Origin of the sequence: Flavivirga aquimarina, from assembly GCF_030540835.1 — a bacterium.
Taxonomy (GTDB): Bacteria; Bacteroidota; Bacteroidia; order Flavobacteriales; family Flavobacteriaceae; genus Flavivirga; species Flavivirga aquimarina.
The window spans coordinates 1-282 of record NZ_JAUOEK010000086.1 but is presented as its reverse complement, the minus strand read 5'-3'; the positions used below and the strand labels follow the sequence as shown (position 1 = coordinate 282).

General features: G+C 34.0%; 1 pseudogene. It reads left to right on the top strand.

Annotated elements, in window-relative coordinates:
* Positions 1 to 282: pseudogene (locus Q4Q35_RS07970) on the top strand (MauE/DoxX family redox-associated membrane protein); the annotation flags it as partial.

Genomic DNA, 282 nt, shown 5'->3' with positions numbered 1-282 from the left:
ATCCAGTGCCACCTCTGGAAACTACCTGTTTGTAAATTCTAAACTACTAGGGAGTAAAGAATCTTTGGTATTATGGAAAGAATCCTCTGTTATTGATGTGTACGACCTAGTAAAAAACCGTTATGAATTTAGTTTTTATGTGGAAGACATCGGAAAAAGCAAACTAAGAACATTTCAAGTATTCAATGATACCTTTATAGGGCTTATTGGTAATCATATTGTTCGTTATCAATTAGGAGATCGTTTTAAGCAAACACAGATTTCCCCTGATTTAACAGTGCA